This window comes from Streptomyces sp. NPDC001732 (assembly GCF_053596315.1).
In genome coordinates this window covers 1-9154 of record NZ_JBSFFY010000123.1, presented here as the reverse complement: position 1 = coordinate 9154, position 9154 = coordinate 1, and the positions used below count along the sequence as shown (strand labels likewise).

At 70.3% G+C, this 9154-nt stretch carries 10 protein-coding genes; 2 read left to right on the top strand and 8 right to left on the bottom strand.

What is annotated here, in order from left to right; all coding sequences use genetic code 11:
• Window positions 1-126: 126 nt before the first annotated feature.
• Together ACWCXX_RS39725 and clpB are read right to left on the bottom strand one after the other, a co-directional pair.
• Window positions 127-687: a YbjN domain-containing protein gene (locus ACWCXX_RS39725; protein WP_451135993.1), complete on the bottom strand. Its 561-nt coding sequence runs from the start codon at window positions 685-687 to the stop codon at window positions 127-129.
• Window positions 688-952: 265 nt separating this feature from the next.
• Window positions 953-3547, bottom strand: a complete 2595-nt coding sequence (gene clpB / locus ACWCXX_RS39720; protein ID WP_451135991.1) for an ATP-dependent chaperone ClpB — start codon at window positions 3545-3547, stop codon at window positions 953-955.
• A 304-nt stretch (window positions 3548-3851) separates the two neighbouring features.
• Here clpB and ACWCXX_RS39715 point away from each other — a divergent pair, with 304 nt between their 5' ends.
• Window positions 3852-4256: a pyridoxamine 5'-phosphate oxidase family protein gene (locus ACWCXX_RS39715; RefSeq protein WP_451135989.1), complete on the top strand. Its 405-nt coding sequence runs from the start codon at window positions 3852-3854 to the stop codon at window positions 4254-4256.
• A gap of 172 nt (window positions 4257-4428) precedes the next feature.
• On the opposite strand, the gene ACWCXX_RS39710 is transcribed toward ACWCXX_RS39715, so the two are convergent.
• Together ACWCXX_RS39710 and ACWCXX_RS39705 are read right to left on the bottom strand one after the other, a co-directional pair.
• Window positions 4429-4749 (bottom strand): (2Fe-2S)-binding protein, encoded by a 321-nt coding sequence (locus tag ACWCXX_RS39710; protein WP_451135987.1) that lies wholly within the window; start codon window positions 4747-4749, stop codon window positions 4429-4431.
• Window positions 4746-5021, bottom strand: a complete 276-nt coding sequence (locus ACWCXX_RS39705; RefSeq protein ID WP_451135985.1) for a 5'-nucleotidase — start codon at window positions 5019-5021, stop codon at window positions 4746-4748. Before ACWCXX_RS39705 ends, ACWCXX_RS39710 begins: the two co-directional genes overlap by 4 nt.
• A gap of 128 nt (window positions 5022-5149) precedes the next feature.
• Between ACWCXX_RS39705 and ACWCXX_RS39700 the strand changes: the two genes are divergently transcribed.
• On the top strand, window positions 5150-6139 hold the full coding sequence (locus ACWCXX_RS39700) for a helix-turn-helix transcriptional regulator (RefSeq protein ID WP_451135983.1): 990 nt from the start codon (window positions 5150-5152) through the stop codon (window positions 6137-6139).
• Window positions 6140-6307: 168 nt separating this feature from the next.
• On the opposite strand, the gene ACWCXX_RS39695 is transcribed toward ACWCXX_RS39700, so the two are convergent.
• The 4 genes from ACWCXX_RS39695 to ACWCXX_RS39680 form a co-directional block, all read right to left on the bottom strand.
• A complete protein-coding gene (locus tag ACWCXX_RS39695) occupies window positions 6308-6754 on the bottom strand; it encodes a heat shock protein transcriptional repressor HspR (protein WP_451135981.1) in 447 nt (148 codons plus the stop codon).
• A 1-nt stretch (window position 6755) separates the two neighbouring features.
• Window positions 6756-7928 carry a molecular chaperone DnaJ gene (gene dnaJ / locus ACWCXX_RS39690; RefSeq protein ID WP_451135979.1) on the bottom strand — a complete coding sequence of 391 codons (1173 nt, stop codon included), beginning with the start codon at window positions 7926-7928 and terminating at the stop codon, window positions 6756-6758.
• Window positions 7929-8021: 93 nt separating this feature from the next.
• On the bottom strand, window positions 8022-8654 hold the full coding sequence (grpE, locus tag ACWCXX_RS39685; RefSeq protein WP_451135977.1) for a nucleotide exchange factor GrpE: 633 nt from the start codon (window positions 8652-8654) through the stop codon (window positions 8022-8024).
• The coding region (locus tag ACWCXX_RS39680; RefSeq protein ID WP_451135975.1) for an Hsp70 family protein at window positions 8651-9154 on the bottom strand (504 nt) is incomplete at its 5' end. The genes ACWCXX_RS39680 and grpE, both read right to left, overlap by 4 nt.

Here is a 9154-nt window from a genome sequence, read left to right as displayed (position 1 = left end):
ACCTCGAGACCGCGGCCGCCAGGCCTGCCGACATCCCGGCCCGGCGGACCGCGGAGGGCCCGGAGCGAGCAACGTGCGGCAAATGTGGCGCGCGCCCCGGGCCGGGCCGGTGCGCTCGGGCGGTGCTCAGGCGTCGGGAGCGGCCTGCTCCGTACCGTCCGTCTTCTCCTCGGCCGGCGTCAGGCCCAGACGGTCCTTCAGCCACCTGTCGAACTCGATCGAGGCCTGCACCCAGCTGACCGTCGACGAGACGAAGTGCTCCAGGCTGACACCCGTACCGATGAGCATCTGCGCCTCACCGATCAGACGGACCGAGACCTCGGTGTCCTCGGAACCCTCCTCGGGCTCGTGGGTGTGCGTGTAGACCTTGGGCCACAGGGTGCGGCGGTTCCAGTCGTCGATCGCGTCGAGCAGGACCGGGCGCTGGTCCGCGGCGTGCGGGCGGTCGTAGAACGTACGGACCGAGAAGACCTGCTGCTCGTTCTCGCCGCGGAACATGAAGTACGTGCGGAAGTCCTCCCACGGCGCCGCGAGGTCGCCCTCGTCGTCGACGACGTACTTCAGCTCCATCTGCTCCAGGAGCTGCTTGACCAGATCCTGGTCAGGGACGACGGGGCCCTCCGGTCCTGCGGCCTGCGGTTCGGGCTGGCCCCCGAAATTAGGAATCGAGGACGGATCGATGCTCACCGTGTACTTCCCTTCGTGCGGTTGCCGCCATCCTCCCCCATGGCGGGCGGGGGATGGCAAGCCCCGACAGGCCCGATCCGCCACGAGCTGACAAGCACCCGGCCGGAACCCCGCCCCGCCGGGCCGGTCCCGGCCGGAACACCACCACCCCGCGCCGGAATGCGACACCCCGACCCCGGAGTGTCACATTCCGCACCACGACTGCGTACCGGCGACCGCGCCACCCCGGCCGCGCGGCCACGACCGCACGGCCACGGCTGCGCGCCTACGACGCCGGGCCGACGAGCAGATCGTCCCCGACCCGGTCCACCCGAACGGTGTCCCCGTCCCTGACCTCGCCCGCGAGGATCTCCTTCGCCAGCCGGTCGCCGATGGACGTCTGGATGAGACGGCGCAGCGGCCGTGCCCCGTACGCCGGATCGTTGCCCTCCTCGGCCAGCCAGGCCAGGGCCTCCGGCGTGACGTCGAGAGTGAGCCGACGGGCGGCCAGCCGCTTGGCGAGCCGGTCGATCTGGAGCTGCGCGATGTGTGCCAGCTCGTCGCCGGACAGCGCGGAGAAGACCACCAGGTCGTCGAGCCGGTTGAGGAACTCCGGCTTGAACGAGGCCCGCACGAGCTCCAGGACCTGCGCCTTCTTCTCCTCGGGCTTGGTCAGGGGGTCGACCAGGAACTGGCTGCCGAGGTTGGAGGTCAGGATCAGGATGGTGTTGCGGAAGTCCACCGTCCGCCCCTGTCCGTCGGTGAGCCGGCCGTCGTCGAGGACCTGGAGCAGGATGTCGAAGACCTCGGGGTGGGCCTTCTCGACCTCGTCCAGCAGCACGACGCTGTACGGGCGGCGGCGGATCGCCTCGGTGAGCTGGCCGCCCTCCTCGTAGCCGACGTATCCGGGCGGGGCGCCGACGAGCCGCGCCACGCTGTGCTTCTCGCCGTACTCGCTCATGTCGATGCGGACCATGGCCCGCTCGTCGTCGAACAGGAAGTCGGCGAGCGCCTTCGCCAGCTCCGTCTTGCCGACACCGGTCGGGCCGAGGAAGAGGAACGACCCGGTGGGCCGGTCGGGGTCGGCGATTCCGGCGCGGGTGCGCCGTACCGCGTCCGACACCGCCCGCACGGCCTCGCCCTGTCCGATGAGCCGCTTGCCGAGCTCGTCCTCCATGCGCAGCAGCTTCTGGGTCTCGCCCTCCAGCAGGCGTCCGGCCGGGATGCCGGTCCAGGAGCCGACGACGTCGGCGATGTCGTCCGGGCCGACCTCCTCCTTGACCAGCGTTTCCTTGGGTTCCTTGGCCGCGACCTGCTCGGCCTCGCTGGCCTCCGCGAGCTCCCGCTCCAGGCCGGGGATCTCCCCGTAGAGCAGCTTGGACGCGGTGTCGAAGTCGCCGTCGCGCTGGGCGCGTTCGGCCTGGCCGTGCAGCTCGTCGAGGCGTTCCTTCAGCTCGCCGACGCGGTTGAGGCTCTGCTTCTCCTTCTCCCAGCGGGCGTTGAGGCCGCGCAGCTCCTCCTCCTTGTCGGCGAGGTCGCGGCGGAGGCGCTCCAGGCGCTCCCTGGAACCCGGGTCGGTCTCGTTCTTGAGGGCCAGCTCCTCCATGTGGAGGCGGTCGACGGCGCGCTGGAGCTCGTCGATCTCGACGGGCGAGGAGTCGATCTCCATGCGCAGCCGGGACGCCGCCTCGTCGACCAGGTCGATGGCCTTGTCGGGAAGGAAGCGGGAGGTGATGTAGCGGTCGGACAGGGTCGCTGCGGCCACCAGCGCGGAGTCCGCGATGGAGACCTTGTGGTGCGCCTCGTACCGGCCCTTGAGCCCGCGCAGGATCGCGATGGTGTCCTCGACGCTCGGCTCGGCCACCAGCACCTGCTGGAACCGGCGCTCCAGGGCGGGGTCCTTCTCGATGCGCTCGCGGTACTCGTCGAGCGTCGTCGCGCCGACCATGCGGAGTTCGCCGCGGGCCAGCATCGGCTTGAGCATGTTGCCTGCGTCCATGGCGGAGTCGCCGCCCGCGCCCGCGCCGACGACGGTGTGCAGTTCGTCGATGAAGGTGATGATCTGCCCGTCGCTCTCCTTGATCTCGGAGAGGACGGTCTTCAGCCGCTCCTCGAACTCGCCGCGGTACTTGGCGCCCGCGACCATCGCGCCGAGGTCGAGCGAGACGAGCCGCTTGTTCTTCAGGGACTCGGGGACGTCGCCCTTGACGATGCGCTGGGCGAGGCCCTCGACGACGGCGGTCTTGCCGACGCCGGGCTCGCCGATGAGCACCGGGTTGTTCTTGGTGCGGCGGGACAGGACCTGGACGACCCGGCGGATCTCCTGGTCGCGGCCGATGACCGGGTCGAGCCTGCCCTCGCGCGCGGCCGCCGTGAAGTCCGTGCCGAACTTCTCCAGCGCCTTGTACTGGCCCTCCGGGTCGGGTGTGGTCACCCGGCGTCCTCCCCTGCTCTTCTCGAATGCGTCCAGCAGCCTCTTCGCACTGGCGCCCTGCCCGTCGAGGATCTCACCGGCGCGCCCGCCCTCGGCGGCGATGCCGATCAGCAGGTGCTCGGTGGAGAGGTAGTCGTCGCCGAGCTCCTTCGCGCGCCGCGCGGCGTCCGCGACGACGGCGAGCAGCTCGCGGTTGGGCTGCGGCGGGGAGACCGTCGAGCCCGTGACGCTGGGCTCCGCGCCCAGGAGTCGTTCGGTCTCGGTGCGTACGGCGATCTGGTCGGCCTCGACGGCGGCGAGCAGATCGGTGATGTTCTCGTTGTCCTCCCCCGCGAGCAGCGCGAGCAGCAGGTGCCCGGGGGTCAGATCGGGGTGCCCGTCCTTCACGGCCCTGTTGGTGGCCGCGTTGATGGCGTCCCGGCTCTTGTTGGTCAGCTCGGCGTCCACGTGCGCTTTCTCCTCCTTGCGATCCCTTGCGGCGACTGCCCTCTCCACAACACTGACTCAGTCAACGTGTACAAAGTTGAGTCTACCCTACTCAAGGAAATATTGAGTCCACCCCACTCAACTTGGCCCCGATCCCCGATCCCCGTGCCGCGCACCCGCTCCCGGCCCCTCCCGGCCGCTCCCGGCCGCTCCCGGCCGCTCCCGGCCCGACGTTCCGAGTGAACCGGCCGCCCCGCCCCTCCGCCACCGCAGCGGGAGTCGGTGGCGGGGCCGGCACCCCGCCCGTACTGCCTACGCTGTCCCCATGGCAGTCGACGTGACGAACCCCGGCCCCGAGTACCTAGCCTTCTGGCGCGCGCGCCACGTGTGCACCCTGACCACGCTCCGCCCCGACGGCACACCGCACGTGGTGCCGGTGGGCGTGACGTACGACCCCGAGACCGGGCTGGCACGGGTCATCACCGGCAAGAACACCCGGAAGGTCGCCAATGTCCTGGCCGCGGGCCCGGACGGCGCACGGGTCGCCGTCTGCCAGATCCACGGACGCCACTGGGCGACGCTGGAGGGGCGTGCGACGGTGCGCACGGAGCCCGAGGCGGTGGCCGAGGCCGTACGCCGCTACGCGGAACGCTACGAGCGCACGCCCGCGCCCAACCCGGACCGGGTCGTCATCGAGATCGCCGTGGACCGGGCGCTCGGCAGGGCCTGACCGGCCCCGCGGACCGGCCCGGTGCGCCGGCCCCGCAAACCGGCCCCGGCCTGTCGGAACCCGGCCGGAAGCGGCACGGCCGGGAAAAGCACAACGGCGCCATCGTGTTCAGGTCACGATGGCGCCGTTGTGTGGGGGAGTGACTGAGCGACATGGAACGACGGGGGATCGCTCAGGCACTGCGGGGGGTGGCGGAAATAGTCTCTGGCTCGAACAGCTGGTGGTCCCGCCGGTCGAGGTTGACGAAGATCATGTCGTACCGGATCGCACAGCGAACGGGCTGCGGAGCTCCACGCGGCTTGCGGAGGCACCGGTAGGCACGTACTTCGTCGTCGTCTTCACGTGCAACAACGATGGGGTCGCCGAACAGAGTGACCATCAACGAGTCGCCACGGCGGGGAAGGGCGGTGACGAGATCGATGAAATGCCAGCCTGATCGGTAGGCCGTAGCCATCTCACGCCGGAAGGTCCGGTCGTCCGGCGGGATGGTCATGCGCTCGGTTGGGTCGGTGCGGGGCCCCAGCTGATCTCGTCGGACGCGACCGAGGTCCCGGAGAACCAGCTGATCTCGCCGGGAGAGTTGCCGGCCTCGATGCTCCAGCTGATCTCGCCCGTTCCGGCGCCCGCTTCGGTACTCCAGCTGATCTCGCCGCCGGCCTGCGCGGCCCCCGAGCCCCAGCTGATCTCATCGCTTCCCAGTACGCCGAAGCCCAGGGCCGCGACGAATGAGACGGCAAGCGCCGAGCGAAGCAATCGCTTATACATAGTCGGCTTCGTCCTCACTTGTGGATTCTTCTCCCCCGCACCTAAGACGATGTCTCACCTGGGCACACGAACACCACTGGGTCGATGCATCATGTTCCTGCATGTACAGGAACCTGGGGGGTGGAGATATGACCACGAGCAACACAAAAGGGGCACATCCTCACGGGATCACCGAACTGTGCGAAGACGGGGGGCGCCTCTACGCCAGTGCGCTGCGCTCCGGCCGGATATCGCGCGCCGAGGTGGCCACCGCCCCCTGCCTGATGGACTTCGCCCTGCTGCATCCCGACCCGGACGACGCCGAGTGGCTCCGCCCCGTACCTCCGTCCGCGGCACTGGCGCAGCGGCTGAATCCCATAGAACGCGAGATCCAGGAACGCAGGCGCCTGTCCCTGGAGTTGGCCGAATCGTTCGAACCTTTCATGGACATCAGCGCCCAGGATCCCCCCATTACCCACGCGATCACGGTCCTGGAGGGCAGCAACCGGATCAACGCGGCGCTCGATCTCGCCACCGCCGAGTGCCGTATCGAGGTGCTCACCGTCCAGCCGGGCGGCGACCGGGGCGAGGACCGCCTCCGGGAGGGCCTGGAACGCGCCCTGCTGGTGGTCGACCGAGGGGTGAGCATGCGCACCCTCTACCAGCACACCGTCCGGCACAGTCAGGGCACGCGGGCCTACGCAGAACGGCTGGCCGAGGGCAAGGTCGAGATCCGGACCCTGGAGGAGCTGATCTCCCGCCTGATCGTCTTCGACCGGGCGGTAGCGTTCATTCCGGCCAGCGACGACGACCAGGTCGCCCTCGAACTGCGCCACCCCGGGCTCGTCGAGTACCTGATCAAGGTCTTCGAACAGCTCTGGAACCGCGCCTCCCCCCTCCTGGAGGAGCTCCCGTACACCCCGGCCCCCCAGGGCATCAGCGGCGTCCAGCGCTCCATCGCCCAGCTCCTCGTGGAGGGCCACGTGGACGACTCCATCGCCCGCCGCCTCGGCATGAACGTCCGCACCTGCCGGGCGCACGTGGCCAAGCTGTCCGCGGTGCTGGGCAGCAACAGCAGGGCCCAACTCGGCTATCTGATCGCCCGCTCGGGAATCCTGGAAGAAGAAGGCCAGGGCTGAAATCCCGGAAGAAGAGGGCCAGGGCTGAGGACGGGGCCGAAGAGGCCGCGGACGGCCCCGCAGCCGCCGCACGGCGAAGGGGCGGGGGACGAACCGTGGTTCGTCCCCCGCCCCTTCGCCCGTCGGACCGGGCGGCCCCGGTGTCCCGGCGCCGCCCGGTCCTCCGGTTCAGTCCTTGTGGCGCTTCGGCCGCCAGACCACCAGCGCACTGGCCTGCTGCACGTCCTGGTACGGCACCAGGTCGCGCCGGTACGAGGCGTGCACCTGGGCCTCGCGCTGCTGCATCGCCGCCGCCGCGCCGTCCACGGCCGCCGAGAGCTCGGCGACGCGCTGCTGGAGCGCGGCGACCTGGTTCTCCAGCTCGATGATGCGCTTGATGCCCGCGAGGTTGATGCCCTCGTTCTGCGACAACTGCTGTACGGTACGCAGCAGTTCGATGTCGCGGGCCGAGTAGCGCCTGCCGCGCCCGGCCGTGCGGTCCGGCGAGACCAGGCCGAGACGGTCGTACTGGCGCAGTGTCTGCGGATGGAGACCCGAGAGCTGGGCCGCGATCGAGATCACGTACACCGGTGTCTCATCGGTCAGTTCGTACGGATTGCGTCGTCGGCCGTCCACCTCAAGCTCCCTTCGCCGCCTGGAACAGTTCCGCCCGCGGGTCGTGGCCCGCGGTCGCCTTGCGATAGGCCTCCAGCGCGTCCCTGGCCTCGTCGCCGAGCTCCTTGGGGACCGCCACCTCGACGGTGACCAGCAGGTCGCCCCGGGTGCCGTCCTTGCGCACGGCGCCCTTGCCCCGGGCGCGCATCGTGCGTCCGTTGGGCGTGCCGGCCGGCAGCTTCAGCGTGACCGGGGGCCCGCCGAGCGTGGGCACCTTCACCTCGCCGCCGAGCGCCGCCTCCGTGAAGTCGACGGGCACGGTGACCGTGAGGTTGTCGTCCCTGCGGCCGAAGACCGGATGGGCGTCGACGTGCACGACGACGTACAGGTCACCGGCCGGGCCGCCGCGCTCGCCCGGTCCGCCCTTGCCGCGCAACCGGATCCGCTGGCCGTCCGAGACGCCCGCCGGAATCCTGACCTGCATGGTCCTGGAGGACTTCGCCCGCCCGCTGCCCTTGCAGACGTCGCAGGGGTCCTGGGCGATCAGACCCCGGCCCTTGCAGTCCACGCAGGGGTCGGTGAGCGAGAAGCCGCCGCCGGTGCCGCGCGACACCTGACCGGTGCCGAGACAGGTCTGGCAGACCCTGGGGGTGCCGTTCTTGTCGCCGGTGCCCGAACACGCCTTGCAGGGTGCCTGGCTGGACATCCGCAGCGGGACCGTGGCCCCCTCGACCGCCTCGATGAAGCTGAGCGTCACCTCGGACTCGATGTCCTGGCCGCGCCGCGGCTGGACCCTCGTCCCCGTACCGCCCCGGTTGAACAGGCCGCCGAAGACATCGCCCAGACCGCCGCCGCCGAACCCGCCCTGGCCCCCGCCCTGAGCGCCCCCGAAGAGGTCGCCCAGGTCGAAGTTGAAGTTGCCCCCGGCACCCCCCGGACCGGCCCTGAAGCCGCCGTTGCCGAAGAGGGTGCGCGCCTCGTCGTACTCCTTGCGCTTCTTGGGGTCGCCGAGGACGTCGTTCGCCTCGGAGATCTCCTTGAAGCGCTCCTCCGCCCTGTCGTCGCCCTTGTTGGCGTCGGGGTGGAACTCGCGGGCGAGCTTCCGGTACGCCTTCTTGATCTCGGCGTCGGTGGCGTCCTTGGGGACGCCGAGGACCTTGTAGTAGTCCTTCTCGACGAAGTCCTTCGTGCTCATCGACGTCCCTCCTTCCGGACGATCGGCCGTGCGGCCGGCCCGGGGGCCTTCCGCACGGCCGGGCGGTGGGCCGCGAGGTGGTCAGACGGGATGTCAGACCTCCTCGGTGCCACCGCTCTCCTCGTCGGTTGCCTTCTCTTCCTTGGCCGCGCCCGGCTGGGGTTCGGCCACCGCCACCCGCGCGGGGCGGATGGTGCGCTCGCCGATCCGATACCCCGGCTGCAGGATCGCCACGCAGGTCGTCTCGGTGACGTCCGGCGCGTACGAGTGCATCAGGGCTTCGTGGATCGTCGGGTCGAAGGGTTCGCCCTCCTTGCCGAACTGCTGCAGGCCCAGCTTGGCGACGACCGTCTCGAGAGATTCGGCCACCGACTTGAACCCGCCCACGAGCTCGCCGTGGTCCCTGGCCCGGCCGACGTCGTCGAGCACGGGCAGGAGCTCGGACAGGAGACCCGCGACAGCGATCTCCTTGACCGTGGCCCGGTCCCGCTCGACGCGGCGGCGGTAGTTCTGGTACTCGGCCTGGAGCCGCTGGAGGTCGCCCGTGCGCTCGTTGAGCGCGGTGCGGACCTGGTCCAGCTGGGCCGTCAGGCCGACGTTCTGTGCTGCGTCCCCGGCCGGGGCCGCCTCCTCCGAAGAGGAAGCGTCCTTCGGCTCAGCTCCGTCAGGGGTGGTGTCGGAGGGGACGTCGGGCTTCTCCTCGAAACCCGGAGTCTCCTCGGTCACACCGCACCGCCCTTGGCGTCCTTCTCGTCGTCCACGATCTCGGCGTCGACGACGTCGTCGTCGGCCTTGGCCTGCTGGGCACCCGCCTGCGGGTCGCCCTGCGGGGCGCCGTCGGCCTGGGCGTTGGCGTACATCGCCTGGCCGAGCTTCTGGGAGACGGCCGCGACCTTCTCCGTGGCGGTGCGGATCTCGGCGGTGTCCTCGCCCTTGAGCTTCTCCTTCAGCTCGGTGAGCGCGGTCTCCACCTCCGTCTTCACGTCCGCGGGAACCTTGTCCTCGTTGTCCTTGAGGAACTTCTCCGTCTGGTAGACGAGCTGCTCGCCCTGGTTGCGGGACTCGGCGGCCTCGCGGCGGCGGTGGTCCTCCTCCGCGTACTGCTCGGCCTCCTCACGCATCCGGTTGACCTCGTCCTTGGGCAGCGAGGAGCCGCCGGTGACGGTCATCTTCTGCTCCTTGCCGGTGCCGAGGTCCTTCGCGGCGACGTGCATGATGCCGTTCGC

Bases quoted from the DNA above. Each gene is read 5' to 3' on its own strand.
- ACWCXX_RS39715 (WP_451135989.1), top strand. From the start codon at position 3,852: ATGGCAGTCGACGTGACGAACCCCGGCCCCGAGTACCTAGCCTTCTGG.
- ACWCXX_RS39710 (WP_451135987.1), bottom strand. From the start codon at position 4,749: ATGACCATCCCGCCGGACGACCGGACCTTCCGGCGTGAGATGGCTACG.
- ACWCXX_RS39705 (WP_451135985.1), bottom strand. From the start codon at position 5,021: ATGTATAAGCGATTGCTTCGCTCGGCGCTTGCCGTCTCATTCGTCGCG.
- ACWCXX_RS39700 (WP_451135983.1), top strand. From the start codon at position 5,150: ATGACCACGAGCAACACAAAAGGGGCACATCCTCACGGGATCACCGAA.
- dnaJ (WP_451135979.1), bottom strand. From the start codon at position 7,928: ATGAGCACGAAGGACTTCGTCGAGAAGGACTACTACAAGGTCCTCGGC.